Below are 17,631 nucleotides of genomic sequence, written 5' to 3'. Positions count from 1 at the left end.
ACCCGGTCATGATCATCACCGCCGAAGAACTGCTGAAGGTGCTACCGCAAGGACAACTTGTCCCAGTCGACGTTCGCCCCGAAGCCGCCTGGCGCGAAAAGACGCTGCCAGGCGCCATTAATCTCAACGTCTACGACTACTTCATTCCCCAAAGCGATGAGACGGGGATAAGAGGCATGGCGGCGGGCGCGCACGAAGCCTTCGAACGGCTCGGCATCGGTCAGGGACGCGTTCCAGTCTTCTTCGAGGAACAGACCGGCATGATCTCGCCGCGCGGCCTCTGGTTTCATGAACTGGCCGGATTCGATGGCGGCCTCGTTCTCGACGGCGGTATCCAGGCATGGGAGGCAATCGGTGGTGAGGTCGCACCGGCGACCGGCGCCACCGACGCCATCCGGCAGTCGGATACCTCTCCGAATGGGTTTCGGCGCGAGCTTGTCGCCTCGACCGACGAGGTTCTCGGCCATTCGGACCGCAACACCGAAATTTTCGACGTCCGACGGCAGTCGGAATTCGAAGGTACCTTCGTGCATCCGTGCTGCGCCCGACCCGGCCGCATTCCGCATTCGCATTTCGCCTTCTACGAGGACATGCTGCGCGACGGCAAATATCGCCCCGCCTCTGAGATCCGCGAAATCGCCAAGGCCGCCGGCCTGACGCCGGATCGCCAGATCATCACCTATTGCCACCGCGGCGCCCGGGCCGCCACCGCGCTCTACGGCCTCAGGCTCGCCGGCTTCGACAAGGTGAAGATCTATACCGGCTCCTGGCACGAATGGGCCGGCAATGCTGCCCTGCCGATCGAGATCGGACCCGCCGAAGAGGTTTAAAGCCAGCTCTGGATTTCGATCGGGCTGCCGTCCTGAACCAGAGGCGGGATGGCGACGGATCGACAGACGGCTTGTCGCCGATGGCGATCTGCGCCAGCAGCTCCGCTCACCCGCCCGATCCCGAAACCCATCCCGCATGGAGCAGTTTTGCTGCAATCGGCGCGCCTCCCCACGCGAAGCGCCACTGAACATCGCCACCGGGCAGGTTGTTGGGCATCGTTCTGCCCCTCCAACCTGTCAGATTTTACGCGGCAACCGCAGCAGTGCCCCATTCGTCGCCCCAGACCTGCACCCTATGTCCAGGAGAGACTTCGAGATAGTCCCGCTTCGGGACCACGTAGGAAGTCGGCCGGATGGGGCTCTTGATCTCGTCGTTGCTGAGGCCCCGCCGGATACCGCGGCGCGACGGATCAGGAACCGGAACCGCCGCCAGAAGCCGCTTCGTATAGGGATGTTGCGGGTTTTCGAAGATCGACTGGCGCGGCCCGATCTCGACGATCTCGCCGAGATACATGACGGCCACCCGGTGGCTCATCCGCTCCACCACGGCCATGTCGTGGGAGATGAACAGATAGGCAAGACCGAGGCTTTCCTGCAGGTCGAGCATCAGATTGATGACCTGCGCTTTTATCGAGACGTCGAGCGCCGAGACGGCCTCGTCGGCCACGATGATCTGCGGCGCCATGGCGAGCGCTCGGGCGATGCAGAGGCGCTGGCGCTGGCCGCCGGAAAATTCATGCGGGTAGCGGCTTGCCATATCCGGCTGCAGGCCGACCTTGAACATCAGGTCGGCGACCCCGTCTCGCGCGTCGCCCTTGCCAGACGCAATGCCGTGGGCCAGCAGGGGTTCCGCGACCGCATCGCCGACGTTTATGCGCGGGTTGAGGCTGGCGAACGGATCCTGGAAGATCATCTGGATATGCCGCCGCATGGCACGCATTTCCGCGCCCTTGAGATCAAGGATCTCCTTGCCGTCGAGCTTGACCGAGCCGGAATTGGCGTCCAGCAGCCGCATGATCGTGCGTCCGGTCGTCGACTTGCCGCAGCCGGATTCCCCGACAAGCGCCAACGTTTCGCCGGCTTTCAGATCGAAGGACAGGTCTTCTACCGCATGCACGCGTCCCGACGTCGCCCCGAGAAAACCTGCGCCGACATCGAACCGGGTTACGAGATTGCGCACCTGGAGAAGTGGGAGCGGTTTGACGGAGACGGTATCGGCAACCGGAGGCATATCGACCGGCACACCGCTTTCGACATCGATCAGCGGGAAACGCGCCGGGCCGGATGCGCCCTGCATGGAGCCGAGTTTCGGCACGGCGGAAAGAAGCGCCTTAGTATAGGCGCGCTGCGGTTGATCGAAGATCGCTTCCGTCTCACCGCGTTCGATCGCCTCGCCCTTGTACATGACGAGCGTCCGGTCGGCGATCTCGGCGACGACCCCCATGTCATGGGTGATGAAGAGAACGGCCATGCCATCTTCTTCCTGCAAGAGCTTGATGAGTTCCAAAATCTGCGCCTGGATCGTTACGTCGAGGGCCGTCGTCGGCTCATCGGCGATCAAGAGCCGTGGCCGGCAGGCGAGTGCCATGGCGATCATGATGCGTTGGCGCATGCCGCCGGAGAGCTGGTGCGGATATTCCGTGAGCCGCGTGCGGGCGGAAGGGATACGCACCTTCTCAAGAAGCCCGAGCGTCTCCTTTGCCGCATCCCGGAAAGGCAGGCCGCGATGGGCAACCAGCACTTCCGATATCTGGTCACCGACAGTCAAAGACGGATTGAGGCTGGTCATCGGCTCCTGAAAGATCATGGCGATACGGTTGCCGCGGATATTGCGCATCTGCCGCTCCGGCAGCGTCAAAAGCTCCTGCCCTTCCAGCCTCACCGAACCCTCGATCCGGCAGTTGTCCTGTCCGTAAAGCCGCATGATCGACAATGCTGTAACGCTCTTGCCGGAGCCCGACTCGCCGACCAGCGCCAGCGTTTCGCCGGCAGAGACATCGAAGGACACTTCGCGGACGACTGGCAGCCAGACACCCTTGCGCCGGAACGAGGTTTTCAGGCCAGAAACGGTCATTACAGGTTCGGTCATGTCCATTCCTTTCATCGCGAAAAGGCACCCGCATGCCCGTGCCTCAATATCTTGAATGCCACAAATAAAAGCACCTTGCCAGGGTCGATATAGGATATATTATATATCATGATCTGGCGGAACCGTCCTTTGCGGGGCGGGTCCGCCTCGGCAGCGATGAAGGAATTCCGCAGATGAAGCTCGAAGAAATCCCCCGGCTCTCCCTCGGCTACCTGCCGACCCCGATCGAACCGATGGAGCGCCTCGGCGCCGAAATCGGCATATCCCTGTCGGTTAAACGGGACGATTTCACCGGCTTCGGCGGTGGCGGCAACAAGGTCCGCAAGCTAGAGTACCTGATGGCGGATGCCGTCGCGCAGGAGGTCAAGGTGCTGATCACCACCGGCGGACACCAGTCGAACCATGCGCGCATGACGGCCGCCGCCGCCCGCAAGTTCGGGATGAAGCCGATCCTCGTGCTGCGCGGCAATCGTCCGGACCAGTATCAGGGCAATCTTCTGCTGGATCATCTGTTCGGCGCCGAGATCGATTTCCTCGATCCGGATGCCTATTTCACCGAAATCAACCCGCGCATGGATCACCATGCCGCGGAAGCAGAAGCCCGCGGTGAAAAGCCCTATATCATCCCGCTCGGCGGCGCGAGCGCGCTTGGCGCGATGGGCTACGTCAATGCCGTCAAGGAACTCTCGGAACAGTACATGGCCGTCGGCACGCCGGCACCGCAATATCTCGTCGCTCCCGTCGGTTCCGGCGGCACGCTGGCAGGCCTTCACATCGGCTGCTCGCTCTATTGGCCGACCACGGAAGTGGTCGGCATTGCCGTCACCGGCAGCGCCGTTCCCTTCAGCGAACGCATCGCCGCGATGGCGAACGCCGGCGCTGCGCTTCTTGATCTGAGGAAACGCTGGACTGGCGCCGACATCCGCATCGAGAACGACTATATTGGCCCCGGCTATTCAATCCCCTCGGAGGCGGGCAATGCGGCGATCAAGCTCGCCGGCAACCGCGAAGGCATGCTTCTCGATCCCGTCTATACCGGCAAGGCCTTCGCCGGCATCATGGGATGTGTCGAGAACGGTTCCATCGCCAAGAGCAGCTCGGTGCTGTTCGTCCATTGCGGCGGCTCCCCGGCGCTCTTCCCCTACGCAAGACTTCTGACCAGCGATCTGGCGGGCTGAATGCATGGTCCAGCGACTGAAGGCGGTTGGTTGAGGCTTCGATTACCTGGCAGCCTCGCGGTTTTCGAGATTCCTAGCGAGCAGTGCTACCGCCTTTGTTAGCGCGCTCGGTCCAATCCCGAAAGCACGTTCAACGATGCATGCTTCTCCACGGATGTCGCCGGTCAGGTTGAAAATCGCAGCCTGTCCTTTGCGCAAAGCGCGCATGACCTCGAAACCTTTGATCGTCGCATAGGCCGTTTTCAGCGTCTTGAATCCTCTCACCGGTTTGATCAGTTGCTACAGCTTGCCGTGATCGGCCTCAACGACGTTGTTCAGATATTTGACCTGCCGGTGCACGAGCTCTACAGGACATTTGGTTTCGGCGCCGAATGGCCTTTGGTTCTCGCTAGAGGCCTTACAATGCCGGAAAGTTGATTGTGGGCGTTACAACTGCATTGCTTGGAACACACGCCCCGCCCTAAACGAAGTCCCATTCCGGTTGGTCACGGTTTGCGGGCCAACCAGGTGGACGCCCGCTCACTTAGCCGAACTTCGGGACTGACGGTTGCTCAGTCTCAGTTCAGGCGGTCATGAATAGCGGTGACGTCCAAATGCGGGATTGATCCCTCTGTCTTGCTGTCAGGAAAAGCGGGTGTTCAGGCCCGTCGTTCAATGGAAGTCCTGCAAGCGGGATCTCACCCAAGAGGTCGCGCGGAAGAGGGTGATCGGTGACGCGCTCCAACAGAAGGCGCAATTCAACACCGGCAAGATCGACCGAGATGGAGCCCTGTGCGATCAGCTCGTTTCCGCTTGCCTCCAGCGACACTTCGGGGGCATGGAGATGCGGCGGCGGCTGGAGCGGATCTCCGATCTTGCTGTAGCCATGGAGCTTCACGGCAATAGCGATGCGCGCGTCGCGAAGGTCGGAAAGCTCAAGTTCGATCCCGTCGACGTCTCCATGCGTTGCCGTCCTAAAGCCGAGCGTGCCGAGCCCAGTGCGCCACACGCTTTGTTCGGGATGATCGAAACCGATCCCGTGCACACCCAGAAGCGCTGCACCGGTCACAACCACCTCCCCGCTCCAATAGGCAGCGCGATAGCGATCCTTGATCCGTGCGCCACCGAAGCGAATGCGCACTCTCCGCGCGCTGAAGCCCGCTTCGGCATGAAGATCGCGACGCCATACGACGCAATCTCCGTCAAAGAGCTGAACCTCCTCCCATCCGGCATCGCCGAGCAGGCGGTAAGATAGCGGCTCTTTGGATTCGGCGCTGAATACCTCGCCCATAAAATGCCTGCCTTGCGACAGAACGGCGAAACTACGTTCGCCAGTCGTGGCAAAAGTGCGCCTCGCCCGAAGCGCGCTGCCGACGCCGGCTCGGTCGAAGCGGTCGGCGATGACGCCGGTGAGCCCGCCGCGCGCGCCGAAAGCTCCGGTGGCCGGCGCACCACCGCCGCAGCGGCCCTGGTGTTCGTCGCTCGCAGCGGAAGCGCCGACCCTGTACCCGCGTGCCAGGGCTTCGGTGTAAAGCCAATGAAATTGTCCCCAGGCGGAACCGACCTCGATCAGTCGTTCCAGCTCCGGATGGTTCCAGTCCAGAATGCAGCGCCTGCCACCCACATGCGGGATTAGCAAATGGCCTTCCGGATCATCCTCATAGGCGGCATAGAGCCTGTCGACGGGCCATATCCCAGGACGGATCGCGCCCGCCGTCGTCTCATTCCATTCGAAAGAGCGAAGGGAATGCCCCTTCTCGTCGAACGGAAACCGGGGCTTGCCGTCGCGCAGAAAGACGACGTTGCGGTCGCCGCCGGCAGCGGAGTTGCCGCACCATTCGGTGCCCGGGTAGCAGACAAAACGACCGGGCTCGTTGAGATCGTGGATGATCTCCACCGCCTTGTCCCAATTCGCCTCGGTGATGTTGAAGTCGTTGACGGTATAGCCCACCACGTCAAGCCCGGCGATGTCGCGCCCGTAGGTGAGATTGTAGGTCGCGTCATTGGTGCCGACAGTGTCGTCGGAATGGACGTGCAGATCCGCATAGAGAGGGCGCAAGGCGCCGTCTTCCCCCTGGACATAGGCGACGCCCGCGGCGACGAAGGGTTCGCCGTTCAGCCGTGCTTCTAGTTTCCACTCGCCGGCGTCGGCGAAGGAAAGGCCGGAGATCCGCGCGAATGTCCAGCCTTCCGCGGCGAGTGCCACTGGCTCCGTTGTTTGCGTGCCATCCGGGGCGGTCATGACGAGCGAGCCCTGCAGGTCGCGACCGCGGCAAGTGTTTCCCCATATATCGTCGACGCGCACGATAGCGTCGAAGATTTGACCGAGGCCAACCAGCCGCGGCGCGATGACCTGAAGCGCATACGGCTCGCCGGCCGCGATTTCCAGAGTGCAGTCGCCTGGAACTTCTGCAAATTTCGAGCTGCCGAGCGGATCGACGAACAGCCGGAAACGGAACGCCTTCTCCACGAAAGTCTGCACCCGCGTGCCGGCGCCGCCCTGCCGCCGATCGCCCAGGCGGATGACGATCTTGTCGCCGGGATTGAGATAGCCGTCGACGACGTCAATGATGACAGCTTTTTGGAAGGGACGCTCGTGTCCCTTTTGATCGAAACGCACCTTCAATGCTTGAATCGTGCCTGGGCTTTGCCCCGAAACCAGAGGGCCGGCGTGGTATTCGGCGGAGACATAGTTGGCGCCCGTCGGCTCCGTTGTCTGGAACAGCGCCCAGTCGGAATAGAACTTGAAGGCGAGCTTCAGCCACGCGCCGTCGGCGAGGCCGACAGCGCCGACCTCATAAGTGAGCTCCAGTTCGGTCCACTCGCCCGCCGTCAACACCTGCCTCTGGCAGGTCAGACGGCCGAGAAAGGGCAGAGTATCGAAATGACCGGCAAGCCCCTTCGGAGAATGAACGGTGGTTTGAAAAGTCCGATGCGGCAAAATCTCTGTCATGGGGAATGTCCGTTTATTGTCCGCGCCAGCCTTCGTAGTGGCGCTCTATCCGTCGAAACACGAGACTCTCCATGAGCCACGCCGTGAGCCCGATCAGGGCGATGCCGAGAAGCACCTGCGCCGAGTTGCCCAGCTGCCCGCCCATGGCGACCATCCAGCCGATCCCCTCGGATGCTCCGATCATCTCTGCCGCCACAAGCGCACGCCACGCCTGGGAAAATCCGATGCGCAATGCGGCAGTCAGGAACGGGAGAGAGGCAGGAAGATATACATGAGCCAGCAATTGCAGCCGCTTGGCACCCAAAATGCGCGCCGCTCGCACTTCGCCACTGCTGATGGAGAGCACGCCCTCCTGAATCGTCAGGGCCATTGGAAAGGCCGATGCGATGAATATGACGACGGCAATGGAGAGATACCCAAGGCCGAAGAAAATCAGTGACAGCGGCGCCCAGGCAATCGGCGGGATAGCCATGAAGAGGCCGACCAGAGGCTGGACGAATTCACGGAAAGGCCGCCAGAGTCCGGCGGATACACCGATGAGCACAGCAGCCATGACGGCCGCTCCGAAGCCGCCGAATTCCCGCAACAAGCTCGCCATGACCTGGCGGCCCAACTCGCCCGACCGGATCCAGCGAAACCCTTCGGCCGCCACGTCCCATGGCTGCGGCAGCACATAGGAGGGAACGCGGCTTGCCGCGATGCACCACACGACAAGCAGGAACGGGAGCGCTGCCCAGCGCCAGGACGGTTGCGGAAAATGCAGCCGCGCTGCCAACTTCTTCATTGATCGGATCTCATCGTTGCGCGGCCGCTTTGACGGCGAAGCTGTCATCAATGATATCGTCGACATTCAAACGCTTATCGAGAAAGCCGAGGGCGACGGAATAATCGATGAGCCTCTGGATGAACGCACGATCGGAAGGCTCGATTTCGGCCGACCACCCAAGGCGCTTCCTTGCCTCCACGACGATCGCTTCCGGCGGAACGACACTTCCGTCCGCGGCCGTCAGAGATTCCAGCTTAAAGCTCCGGGCAATGATCCGGTCGGCCTCCTCGGGGTTCTCCCGCAGAAAGACGATGGCCTTCGAATTCGCCCGCAACAGCTTCACCAGATCCTCCGGTCGCTCCTTCAGCGTCTTGGCAGGCGCGGCGATGACGTACCAGGGATAGCCGGGCAGAGCTTCGTTCACGTCAAAGACGACGCGACCTGCACCACGCAGCAACGATTGGCTGATGAAAGGCTCCCACAAGAAGGCTGCATCGACGACACCGGTATCGAGAGCAGCGTTCATGTTGCCCACGGGCATTTGCGACAGCGCAAGATCCGTGTCCGGGCTGAGGCCGGCGGCCTCCTTCAGGACGTAGCCGCGCAGCAGCACATCCATGCCGCTGCCCCTGTTGACGCCGGCAAGCCTTTTGCCTTTAAGGTCGGAAAGCGCGTGGATGGAGCCGTCCGTCCTCGTGATCAGCGCTGCCTGACCATAATTGACCTTGGCGATGATTTTGGCATCGAGACCACGCGCTGCCCATTGATAGACCGGCGGCGCACCGATATAGGCCACGTCGATTTCGCCTCCAGCCACCGCCTGCTGGATGATCGGACCATCGCCAAAACCCTTGAGTTCGACGTTCAATCCCTCTTCCCGAAAATAGCCTTTCTCCTCGGCGATCAGCGCAGGCGCGTTCGCCATGGCTTGAACCCAGCCAATGCGAAGCGGCTGCGGGTCCCCGGCGTGGGCGGGCAAAGCCGCCGCAAGTGCGAGAAGAAGTGCAGGTAGAATGCGTTTCATCGGATGATCCCCTTCACGTAACGGGTTGATTGTCGGCCGTGACCTTGGCTATTTCCTCGCAGAGCCGTTCGCGCAGTTGTGCGAATAAAGGATTGGCTCTCGTGCCACGCTGGTCGCGAGGACGCGGCAGATCGATCGGCACTTCGGCGGTGATGCCTGCCGGCGGCAGCCCAAGGACGAGAACCCGGTCGGCGAGATAGATCGCTTCGTCGATGTCATGGGTGATGAACAGCACGGTTTTTCCCAAGCCTGACCAAATGCGAAGCAATTCGTCATTGAGAGAGGCGCGCGTCATCGCGTCGAGCGCCGCAAATGGTTCGTCCATGAGCAGTAGGCGCGGCTCAAGCGCCAGCGAGCGCGCTAGCGCAACCCGTTGACGCTGGCCGCCCGACAATCGGTGAGGTGGCTCATGCGCCTGCTCTTCCAAGCCGACAAGCCGCAGAAAATGCAGCGCGAGGGCTCGCTGCTCTTGGGACGATCCACGGCGATTGATGCGTAGGCCGAAGCGGACGTTTTCTAGGACGCTCAGCCAAGGGAAGAGATTTGGCAACTGGAATACATATCCGAGAACCGGATGCTCCGGCGCAACAGGCGCACCGTCTATGGTGATATGCCCCGATTGCGGGCGCAGGAAACCGGAAAGAAGATTGAGGAGCGTTGACTTGCCACAACCGGACGGACCGAGGATTGCCACGAATTCTCCCGGCCGAGCTTTCAGCGAAAACCGTTCGAATACGCCGCGTCGGCTTTCGGGATAGGCGAAAGCCATGCCGTCCACCGAGAACGCGGCGCCGGATGAAATCTGCCGTGGTGTAGATCGAGATGCCATGTTGCCTGAGGATGACCCTGGATTGGAGTTGCCCCAAGATTTAATACATTATAATACAGGCTATCAACGTGAAGAGTTCCCCTTGTCTGGCGACTAAAGGGAACGCTATTCCAAAGCTTTGCTGCTTCGTGGTCTTTTCGACCCAATGGAAGATAGATGAGTCTGATACGGAACAACCCGGTGGCGATGTATCTGCAGATCGCCGACCGCCTTCGTGGCGAGATCACCGAAGGGGCCTACGAACCCTCCGGACGGCTCCCGTCAGAATCGCAGACCATGTCCCGCTTCAATGTCAGCCGCGTTACCGTCCGGCTGGCGCTCGAACAGCTCGACAAGGACGGGCTGATCGAGCGTCGGAAAGGCAAAGGCACTTTCGTAGCAGGCAAGCAGGTGCGCCATCGGATCGATACGCTGCGTAGCTTTCATGAGTCGCTGAAAGTCCAGGGCTTCGATACCACCATGCGAATCGTTGAACTGACCGCCATTGAAACACCACCTGCCTTCATCCCGCTATTCGGAACGAAATGCGCACTTTTAGAACGGCTTCATGTCGTGAATGATGAACCAATTGCGTTGGGCCGAAGCCTGTTGCCGACCTTCATATTGGAACTAGAACCAGCGGTCGCAGAACAGCAACCGACTTATGCACTCCTCAAAGACAAAGCCGGCACCGACATTGTCTCCGCTGAGATTGCGATCGGGGCGCGTGCTGTCTCGCCTCGGATCACGTCGCTGATCGGAGCGACGGAAAATACCGTCCTGCTCGTGCTCGAACGAACCTCCTATTTCGATAACGGCGTCTGCGCCGAAAAGTCTGAATTCTTTATTCGGCCGGAGCGCTATAAGTTTGTCCTCGGTAATCGAATCCTCGAGCGCTGATTGTTTGAGTACTTGCTCTTGATGAGACCAGAACCCAGAGCGCTGCCATTACGATTCTATCTGCAGGAGATTCTGCAGGAATAACGGGAGCTTGGCCTTTGGTAGGTCTAAGACATGCTTGCCGCCGCGCAGCAATCATGTCTAACGTCTCAAAGGTCAGCATTGCAGTAACACCGCAGCAAGCTGAGCTTTTGCGCGATGCGGTCGAAAGCGGTGCTTATGCCAGCAGCAGCAGCGAAGTTGTACGCGAAGCCATGCGTGACTGGTCTGCGAAATGGGCTAGCCGGAAGGACGATATTGTGCATCTCCGCGAATTGTGAGCGCAGGGCAAAGCCAGCGGCGCGCCGCAAGCTATTAATTTCGAGGCAACCCACGGAAAAGCCCGTCAGAAACTGAACGCCGCTCGCAATCATGGCGGTTAAGCTCGTTTGGTCGCCTCAAGCCGAGGACGGCGTCATCAATACTTATGTCGAGATAGGTCTTCACCAACCTCAAGCCGCTGAACGCTACTATGAGCAGTTTAGGCAGAAAGTCGGCCTTTTGGCCGAAGGCCGATGGTGTCCTGACCTTCGACCGGCTGTCCTCGGTGTTCCTGTCGAACACCAATCACGAGGAAGACCAGCCGGTGCATCTCAAGGTCAAGGACATGGCGCTGCAGAAGTCGTCCGAGCACGACATCTATGCCGGTCCCTCGACCCGCTACTGTCCGGCCGGCGTTTGCGAATGGGTCGAGAAGGATGGCCAGGAAACCTACGTCATCAACGCCCAGAACTGCGTCCAATGCAAGACCTGCGACATCAAGGATCCCAACCAGAACATCAACTGGGTTCCGCCGCAGGGTGGCGAAGGGCCGGTCTATCCGAATATGTGACCGTTGCATCGACGCTGCCGCCAACCTGGCAGACGTCCGGTTCTTTGACAGTCACGCGAGGACAACATTCGCACTAGCACCGGCGCGCTTGACCCACCAACAACTCAACAGCTGGCGCCGAAGTTCACTTCCGCTCCACTCTCCATAACCGATGAGGCGAATTGCGCTCATAGCCGAGTTCCGCGAAGCTCGCGACTTCCAAAATCAACCCCCACGGGGCTCGGAAATAGATCCAATTGAATCCCGCCAATGGTCCGCTTTCAACTAAGTTGGGTCCATCCAGCATGTCGATGCCCTGCGCTCGCAATCGATTCGCGCACGCATGAACGTCGTCGACTTCAAAACAAAGATGCATGCCGCCGACCTCCGAGGATCGCTTCGGTCGGCTGTCTTCCTCGCCACTATATTCAAACAGCTCGACACTCGTCCCTTCGCCGCAACACAGGAACACCAGATCGCGTATGGTCGATTGTGCGGATGCGCCCAGCTTTTTTGCCATGAAATCCTGGTCGACATCGAAGGGTCCAGTACGAAAGACCTCGATTGCACCGAAAACCGCCCGAAAGAAAGCAATGCCCTCTTCAATATCCGGCACCGTAATGCCGATGTGGTGCATGCCGTAGACCCTGCCCGCCATATGATAACCTTATCCAATTTGTTGAGCCGCTCGAAAATGCCGGACGTGCGTGTGCTGATAGAAACCGCGGCTTGCCATCAGTCGCGGAGGAGGTCGCCTCAGCTAGTCTGCTGTCCGCCTGCGGGCAGCCGAATAGATCAGCGCCGCGACGACAATCAGGATGCCCTGGAACAGATATTGATAGGTCTGCGTGAGACTGAGGAATGTCACCGCGCTCAGCACTTCCGTCAGCAGGACGGCACCGAGGACCGTGCCGATGAATGTTCCGCGACCACCCGTCAGGCTCGTACCACCGAGTACGACTGCCGTGATGCTGGACAAGGTGTAGTTGACGCCCTGGCGTGGATCGCCGACGCCGATCTGTGTCATCAGCATGAGTGCGCCGACGGCGGTCATCAGGGAGCAAGCGATATAGCCGCTGATATAGGTCAGATCGACACGAATGCCCATTCTGCGTGCGGATTCCTCGTTTGAACCGACCGCCCGCAAGCGCCAGCCAAGTCTCGATCGGCGCAGCGCGTATTCACCAATCAGCGTCACGACGACGAGGATGAGGAAGGCGACGGGAAGCGGCCCCCATTGCCAGTTGATCCAATCTGTGACGGTCGAGCTGATATAGCCGTCCGGATTTTCGCGCAGCAGAAAGCTGAAACCCTGTATCGCGATATACATGGCAAGTGTTGCCGCAATCGGCGTAAAGTTCGCGTATCGGATCAAAACGCCATTCACGGCGCCCGTGACGAACGCACCCGTCAGGATGAGCAGAAATCCAATCAACATCATACCGCTCGACATATCCTCGGTGACGAAGAACGAGGCGACGACGACGAGAAAACCGGCAAGCGGGCCGACGGATAGGTCGATGCCGCCCATGAGCAGCGCGATCGTCTGTCCGAGGGCGATGAAGCCCAGTGCGGTCGACAGCAGGAGGATGTTGTAGATGTTGTAGATCGACAGAAAGTTGTCGTTCTGACCATTGACGAAAAGCCCGAGAAGAATAGTCACAAGCGCCAACGGCACGGCGGGCGCAATATCCGACTGCAGGAAATGGCGCAGCCCGTTCGGTGCGGTCCCCCCTGATATCGAACCGCTTTCGACATCGTGAGTTGCGGCCTTGACGGCCGCCGCGACGATGCGCTCTTCGGTGACATCATCACCGGTCAACGTTTCGACGACGTGACCGCGCGACATGACGATGACCTTATCGCACAGCCCCTCGAGCTCGACCGCATCGGATGAGTTGACGACAACAGGCGTTCCTGCCTCCGAGACGTCACGCAGGATACGATAGATCTCGAAGCGCGCGCCAACGTCCACACCCTGCGTCGGCTCGTCGGCAATGACAATGCCAGGCTCTGACAGGAGGGCGCGCGACATTACCACCTTTTGCTGATTGCCGCCGGACAAGGACATGATCGGTGCTTCGAGACCGGGAGCTTTGACTGCCAGCTCGCCGAAGATCGCGGTGACTTTTTCGTGCTCTCTCCTACTGTTCATGACGCCACTTGCGGCGAATTTCTCCAGCGCAGAGAAGGTGGCGTTTTCGCGCACCGTCAGGCCGCTCGCCACGCCTTCGAGATGTCTGTCAGACGGCATGAAGGCAGATTGACGCAACAGCGTCGGTTGATTGACGGCTTGCCCGTGAAGCGTGACCGCCCCCTCTGCTGTGTGCAGACCGGCAAGCGTGCGCATCAGCTCTGTCTGGCCGTTGCCGGAGACACCGGCGACGCCAATGATCTCGCCGCGCGCTACATCAAAACTTACATTGGTAAATCCGTGGCCGCTCAAACCCGCAACGGACAAACTGGCCTCACCGCCGACCCGCTTCGACTTTGGCGGAAAGGCAGCCTCCAGCGTGCGGCCGACGATGAGATTGACGAGCTCGGCATCGCTCGTGTCATCGACAAGTGCCGAACCGCGCACGCGCCCGTCTCGCATGACAGTGACGCGCTGGGCGATCTGGCGCAGCTCTGCCAGACGGTGGGTGATGTAGATCACCGAGGTGCCCGCCTTCACCGCCTTGCGGATAAGACCGAAGAGCATGTCAGTTGCCTCCTGGTCGAGGGAGGCCGTCGGCTCGTCAAGGATGAGGAGCTTCGGTTTCATTGCGAGCGCCTTGCCTATTTCGAGCAAATGCTTCTGCGCCACCGTCATCTGGCCGGCGCGCATGTGTAACGGTAGTGCCAATCCGACCGTGTCGAGCATCTCCCTTGCGACTTCGCTCATGGGCCTGCCGGAAAACATCGATGGCGGCAGGGCAACGCTCAGATTTTCGAGGATCGACAGGTCGTTGAGGATGGCGGGATGCTGGAAACAGATGGCAATGCCGATGGTGCTCGCGAACTCAGGCGTCATCTGCCTGATGCGCTCGCCCTCGAAGCTGATCTCGCCCTCGCTCGGTTGGAGCGTGCCGGCGATGATGTTCATCAATGTCGACTTGCCTGCACCGTTCTCACCGAGAATGGCATGGACTTCGCCCGGCCGGAATTCGACGCTCACGTCGCGAAGCGCGGCAACACCCCCAAAATATTTGTGGATTCCGGTCAGGCAGATCGTCTGGTCGGAACGGGTCGACAACGGTGTCGCGATTGCATTGATTTCTGCTGCAGCCATAGCTTGTCATCCGCTGGAAGAGAAAACCTGCCCGGAGCTCGGGCAGGTCCTGGATGTTTACGATTACTTTCCCACCGCCTTTGCCTGATCCTCGGCTGAAAGTTCGGAGGACAGGTAGATCGCGCCCGGAAGATCCTTGCGGCACTGCACCGCGCTTGGCTTGCCGGATACCGAATCCTCGAAGGCCGGTGCCTTGAAGACCTGTTCGCTCGGCGGCGTGCCGCCGGTGGCAAGCGCGACGGCCCATTGGACCGCGAGCCTGACATTGTCGTTGCCGGTTGCGACCGTGAAGAGCTTGAAGTCCGGATTGCTGTCCTTGTTGTCCTGCCAGAAGCAGCCGAGCGAATTGCCATCAGAGGTAGCAAGCGCCGGGATCGACTTCCCCTGTTTGGCAAAGAGCGGCAGCGCACCGACGAGAGAGGGACCGAAGTCGGAGATGATCACATCGATCTTCTGGTTCTTGGCGATTTCCGCCGTCAGTACCTTCTGTGTCAGCGCCGGATCCCAGTTGGTGACGGCGAAGGGCTCCTGATTGACGAACACATATTCGGGGCCAAGAACCTTCTTGAGGCCCTTGAGTTCATCGAGGCCCTGGCTGTTGCCGGCAGGCCCGGAGAGGAAGAGGAGGTTTCCGCCTTTCGGCAGGACGCTCTTGATCCAGTTGCCCCAGCTTTCGCCATCGTTTTCAAAGGATGCGCCGACGAATTTCGAATAATTCTGGCTATCCTTGCCACCAACGGCGACGCGATAGGGCACGACGACCTTGCCGGATTTGAAGACGCTGGTAATGGCTGGAAGCACGGCCGGGCCTGCATCGCCAAAGACGACAAGCGCATCAAGACCCTTGGCCGCCATGCTCTTGATGTCGGAGATCGATTTCAACGTGTCGCCCTGACCGTCAGCATATTCGTACTTGGTGATGCTGGGGCAAAGATCCACGGTCTGCTTGCCGGAGGCCGTCGTGACCTGGCGCCAGCTGTTGCCGCCATAACCGTCCAGTAGTCCGAGCGTTGCCTTCTTCGGGCCGCACCAGGATGGGGCCTCGGCCTTGGCGATACCGGTAGTGGCGAATGCAATGGTCGCGGCCACAACGGAAAGCGCCAGGTATTTCGAGAGAGATGCATGTTTCATGTTTTGTCCTCCACTTTTCTTGTCCCAGTCGTTGTCTTGCGGTTTACCGTCCAGCGGATCGAGTAAACACCGATGCCAAAACCCAGAGCCAAGGCCTGGATGATGGTTTGAGCTGAAAACGGCACCCCGACCGTCAGTGCGAATTGGCTCAATTGGTTGAGGAAAAATGCAGCGATGACCGTCGAGACGGGATAACCTCGCCCACCGAGAAGTGACGTACCGCCGAGAACCACGACAGCGACGGAGGGCAGCAGCAGGCTGTCCCCCTGAAAGGCGGTGGGTTCGCGGGTGATGCCGGCAATCAGTGTGCCGGCCATGCAATAGAGAAGCTGCGCATAGACATAGGCCATCATCTGGTGAATGCGCACGTTCAGGCCGGCAGCTCGTGCGGCAAGAGGATTGGCACCGATCGCCTCGAACCGTCGACCCGCCACCGTTTTCTTGAGCGCGAAGCTCACGAGCGCCATGCCCGCCAGCGCGAAGATGACCGAGTTTGGCAGGCCGAGACTTTCGCCGCCCGCGATCTCGGCCAGAAGGTTGGTGGTGATCGAGGGGACGCCGCCCGACACAGCAAAGACGACTGCGTAAAGCAGCGCATTGGTGCCGATCGTGGTGATGATCGCGTTCACCCTGAAGATGCTGACGAGAAGCCCGTTCAGAGAGCCGGCGACGAGCGAAATGCCAATCGACAGAAGGACTGCCTGATGGAGCAACGCATCGTTCTGCTGCGGAAAGTGGGTTGCGATGACGACGGCAAGCGACACCGCGCCAGGAAGGGAAAGGTCGAAGCCACCCTGCTGCACCACGAGCAACTGACCGAGACCGACAATGGCGATGATTGCCGCAAAGGGCAGGCTTCCCGAAAGCGCGCCCCAGGACAGGCTCGACGGCGCAAAGACCGCGCATACGAGAAGGAGAACGAGCGTCGAGAAGACGACGGTCACGAAGCTTCGTGCCAGCGGTATCGGCAAGATTGTCCCCCTTGGATGCTTGTTGGAAGCAATGGGAAAGGCGTTCGTCATCGAAGTCTGTCTTTCGCGCTGAATGTCATGGCTCCGCCGCCGAGCTCCCGGCAAAAACCGGAGGGCCCGTTCGGCAAATGTTCAAGAGAGGAGACCGACGTCAGGTATCCCGTTTCGGAAAAACCCAACTTATCGATGGGCCGGCCTTTGGCGGAGGTCGCAGGCGGCTAGGCCGTCGACGCGCTGACAGTGGGTGGGGCGGATTTCGCGATTCCTGGTACTCGACGTGAAATCCGCTGCAAATGCTCCCGGCTTCTGCGAGCCAGTCGCGGATCTCGTCCCAGTTGATTGTACCTGCCGCTTTCATTTTCCCTCCTCCTCAGAAAATCAGCTGCTGCCGGGACACGCGGGCATCCCGATGCGGTCATCTTAGCGATGGCCGCCGATCGTTGGCCGCCACTCGTAGATGGCGACGCTTGCATAGACGTCGTGGAGGACAAAGGGATCCTCCGCGCTGAAGCGATGCATTTCCTCCAGCGAACTGACGTCAGCCACGACAACTCCTCCGCTGCCTTCGCCGAATTCATCCACGATAGGTCCGGACTGGACGATGCCGACCCGACCGGACCGCAGATGGCGCTTGTGGTCCTCGAGATAGGTTTCGCGTTCGGCCGCCTTGCCGGGATTGGATAGTGCGACACGAACTGCAAGCATGACCTCTCCCTCCCTGGTAGCCAAATCGGCCCTCCGTCTCCCGTCCAATTTCGGATATCGGAAACATCGCAATAGTGATGGTAACCGCACTCTGAGCAAAGGAAACAGTGGAATTATCCATTTTGGATTTCCGGATTTCCCTGCCCCCACTACGCAAAACTCCTCGTCGCGTCCAA

14 protein-coding genes and 2 pseudogenes are annotated in these 17,631 nt (G+C 60.2%); 5 read left to right on the top strand and 11 right to left on the bottom strand.

Features of this window, described 5'->3' with window-relative positions; genetic code table 11:
* Positions 1-8 precede the first annotated feature (8 nt).
* Positions 9-830: a sulfurtransferase gene (locus tag ACR9ZQ_RS39495; RefSeq protein WP_481430640.1), complete on the top strand. Its 822-nt coding sequence runs from the start codon at positions 9-11 to the stop codon at positions 828-830.
* 244 nt (positions 831-1,074) lie between these two features.
* On the opposite strand, the gene ACR9ZQ_RS39490 is transcribed toward ACR9ZQ_RS39495, so the two are convergent.
* Positions 1,075-2,919: an ABC transporter ATP-binding protein gene (locus ACR9ZQ_RS39490; RefSeq protein ID WP_310380364.1), complete on the bottom strand. Its 1,845-nt coding sequence runs from the start codon at positions 2,917-2,919 to the stop codon at positions 1,075-1,077.
* Positions 2,920-3,092: 173 nt separating this feature from the next.
* On the opposite strand from ACR9ZQ_RS39490, the gene ACR9ZQ_RS39485 reads away from it, so the two are divergent.
* Complete coding sequence (locus ACR9ZQ_RS39485) at positions 3,093-4,097, top strand: 1-aminocyclopropane-1-carboxylate deaminase/D-cysteine desulfhydrase (protein ID WP_481430639.1); 1,005 nt, start codon at positions 3,093-3,095, stop codon at positions 4,095-4,097.
* A gap of 42 nt (positions 4,098-4,139) precedes the next feature.
* Here ACR9ZQ_RS39485 and ACR9ZQ_RS39480 read toward each other — a convergent pair.
* The 5 genes and pseudogenes from ACR9ZQ_RS39480 to ACR9ZQ_RS39460 all read right to left on the bottom strand — a co-directional run.
* Positions 4,140-4,460, bottom strand: a pseudogene (locus ACR9ZQ_RS39480) (DDE-type integrase/transposase/recombinase); the annotation flags it as partial.
* Positions 4,461-4,659: 199 nt separating this feature from the next.
* Positions 4,660-7,029 (bottom strand): CehA/McbA family metallohydrolase domain-containing protein, encoded by a 2,370-nt coding sequence (locus ACR9ZQ_RS39475; protein WP_481430638.1) that lies wholly within the window; start codon positions 7,027-7,029, stop codon positions 4,660-4,662.
* A gap of 13 nt (positions 7,030-7,042) precedes the next feature.
* Positions 7,043-7,813 (bottom strand): ABC transporter permease, encoded by a 771-nt coding sequence (locus tag ACR9ZQ_RS39470; RefSeq protein WP_310380358.1) that lies wholly within the window; start codon positions 7,811-7,813, stop codon positions 7,043-7,045.
* Between the two features lie 10 nt (positions 7,814-7,823).
* Positions 7,824-8,819, bottom strand: a complete 996-nt coding sequence (locus tag ACR9ZQ_RS39465; RefSeq protein WP_481430637.1) for an ABC transporter substrate-binding protein — start codon at positions 8,817-8,819, stop codon at positions 7,824-7,826.
* Between the two features lie 13 nt (positions 8,820-8,832).
* Positions 8,833-9,588, bottom strand: coding sequence for an ABC transporter ATP-binding protein (locus ACR9ZQ_RS39460; protein WP_481430636.1), 756 nt, complete (start codon positions 9,586-9,588; stop codon positions 8,833-8,835).
* Positions 9,589-9,804: 216 nt separating this feature from the next.
* On the opposite strand from ACR9ZQ_RS39460, the gene ACR9ZQ_RS39455 reads away from it, so the two are divergent.
* The 3 genes and pseudogenes from ACR9ZQ_RS39455 to ACR9ZQ_RS39445 all read left to right on the top strand — a co-directional run.
* Positions 9,805-10,527, top strand: a complete 723-nt coding sequence (locus ACR9ZQ_RS39455; RefSeq protein WP_481430635.1) for a GntR family transcriptional regulator — start codon at positions 9,805-9,807, stop codon at positions 10,525-10,527.
* Between the two features lie 137 nt (positions 10,528-10,664).
* Entirely contained in the window at positions 10,665-10,847 is a 183-nt protein-coding gene (locus ACR9ZQ_RS39450) for a ribbon-helix-helix domain-containing protein (protein WP_405049686.1), read from the top strand.
* A 224-nt stretch (positions 10,848-11,071) separates the two neighbouring features.
* A pseudogene (locus tag ACR9ZQ_RS39445) lies at positions 11,072-11,398 on the top strand (4Fe-4S dicluster domain-containing protein); the annotation flags it as partial.
* A 124-nt stretch (positions 11,399-11,522) separates the two neighbouring features.
* Here ACR9ZQ_RS39445 and ACR9ZQ_RS39440 read toward each other — a convergent pair.
* The 5 genes from ACR9ZQ_RS39440 to ACR9ZQ_RS39420 all read right to left on the bottom strand — a co-directional run bounded on the left by ACR9ZQ_RS39440 (position 11,523) and on the right by ACR9ZQ_RS39420 (position 17,455).
* Entirely contained in the window at positions 11,523-12,014 is a 492-nt protein-coding gene (locus tag ACR9ZQ_RS39440; protein ID WP_481430633.1) for a VOC family protein, read from the bottom strand.
* A 123-nt stretch (positions 12,015-12,137) separates the two neighbouring features.
* Complete coding sequence (locus ACR9ZQ_RS39435; RefSeq protein WP_481430632.1) at positions 12,138-14,648, bottom strand: ATP-binding cassette domain-containing protein; 2,511 nt, start codon at positions 14,646-14,648, stop codon at positions 12,138-12,140.
* 63 nt (positions 14,649-14,711) lie between these two features.
* Positions 14,712-15,779, bottom strand: a complete 1,068-nt coding sequence (locus ACR9ZQ_RS39430) for a substrate-binding domain-containing protein (RefSeq protein WP_481430631.1) — start codon at positions 15,777-15,779, stop codon at positions 14,712-14,714.
* Entirely contained in the window at positions 15,776-16,750 is a 975-nt protein-coding gene (locus ACR9ZQ_RS39425) for an ABC transporter permease (protein ID WP_310380345.1), read from the bottom strand. The genes ACR9ZQ_RS39430 and ACR9ZQ_RS39425 overlap by 4 nt, the downstream gene beginning before the upstream one ends.
* A gap of 420 nt (positions 16,751-17,170) precedes the next feature.
* Positions 17,171-17,455 carry a YciI family protein gene (locus tag ACR9ZQ_RS39420; protein WP_481430630.1) on the bottom strand — a complete coding sequence of 95 codons (285 nt, stop codon included), beginning with the start codon at positions 17,453-17,455 and terminating at the stop codon, positions 17,171-17,173.
* Positions 17,456-17,631 lie beyond the last annotated feature (176 nt).

It is taken from the genome of Rhizobium sp. KNZ14-9A (genome assembly GCF_056755015.1).
This window is presented reverse-complemented; position numbering and strand designations above follow the sequence as displayed.

Excerpts from the sequence above, each read along its gene's own strand:
- ACR9ZQ_RS39455 (WP_481430635.1), top strand. The coding sequence starts at position 9,805 with ATGAGTCTGATACGGAACAACCCGGTGGCGATGTATCTGCAGATCGCC.
- ACR9ZQ_RS39490 (WP_310380364.1), bottom strand. The coding sequence starts at position 2,919 with ATGACCGAACCTGTAATGACCGTTTCTGGCCTGAAAACCTCGTTCCGG.
- ACR9ZQ_RS39465 (WP_481430637.1), bottom strand. The coding sequence starts at position 8,819 with ATGAAACGCATTCTACCTGCACTTCTTCTCGCACTTGCGGCGGCTTTG.
- ACR9ZQ_RS39495 (WP_481430640.1), top strand. The coding sequence starts at position 9 with ATGATCATCACCGCCGAAGAACTGCTGAAGGTGCTACCGCAAGGACAA.
- ACR9ZQ_RS39475 (WP_481430638.1), bottom strand. The coding sequence starts at position 7,029 with ATGACAGAGATTTTGCCGCATCGGACTTTTCAAACCACCGTTCATTCT.
- ACR9ZQ_RS39450 (WP_405049686.1), top strand. The coding sequence starts at position 10,665 with ATGTCTAACGTCTCAAAGGTCAGCATTGCAGTAACACCGCAGCAAGCT.
- ACR9ZQ_RS39440 (WP_481430633.1), bottom strand. The coding sequence starts at position 12,014 with ATGCACCACATCGGCATTACGGTGCCGGATATTGAAGAGGGCATTGCT.
- ACR9ZQ_RS39470 (WP_310380358.1), bottom strand. The coding sequence starts at position 7,813 with ATGAAGAAGTTGGCAGCGCGGCTGCATTTTCCGCAACCGTCCTGGCGC.
- ACR9ZQ_RS39485 (WP_481430639.1), top strand. The coding sequence starts at position 3,093 with ATGAAGCTCGAAGAAATCCCCCGGCTCTCCCTCGGCTACCTGCCGACC.
- ACR9ZQ_RS39435 (WP_481430632.1), bottom strand. The coding sequence starts at position 14,648 with ATGGCTGCAGCAGAAATCAATGCAATCGCGACACCGTTGTCGACCCGT.
- ACR9ZQ_RS39420 (WP_481430630.1), bottom strand. The coding sequence starts at position 17,455 with ATGCTTGCAGTTCGTGTCGCACTATCCAATCCCGGCAAGGCGGCCGAA.
- ACR9ZQ_RS39430 (WP_481430631.1), bottom strand. The coding sequence starts at position 15,779 with ATGAAACATGCATCTCTCTCGAAATACCTGGCGCTTTCCGTTGTGGCC.
- ACR9ZQ_RS39460 (WP_481430636.1), bottom strand. The coding sequence starts at position 9,588 with ATGGCTTTCGCCTATCCCGAAAGCCGACGCGGCGTATTCGAACGGTTT.